General features: G+C 60.1%; 1 pseudogene. It reads left to right on the plus strand.

The window, feature by feature from the left end:
* Positions 1-288, plus strand: a pseudogene (locus tag F1735_RS36130) (hypothetical protein); the annotation flags it as partial.

Below are 288 nucleotides of genomic sequence, written 5' to 3' on the forward strand. Positions count from 1 at the left end.
CCCAATTTGTGCTGCACCGCGTAGTCCCGACCGAACGGCAATCGTCGCTGATCGAGGTTGGACTACTCAAAACTGTCAAAACACAGAGGTTGCTGGACGCACAGGGCTACCGACTTTACAGCGCCAAGGGACTTGGGGCCGCATTGACTGCAACGGGCGGTGGCCGTGCTACCTGCACCGGAGTCTATCTCGTCAAAGGAAAGGCACGCGGCTTGACACCTCGCGAGGCCAGCCGTATGCAAGGCATGCCGGAATGGGCATCGCATCACCAGACCACCAGCCACGCTC

It is taken from the genome of Massilia genomosp. 1 (assembly GCF_011682185.1).
GTDB lineage: Bacteria > Pseudomonadota > Gammaproteobacteria > Burkholderiales > Burkholderiaceae_D > Telluria_A > Telluria_A rubra.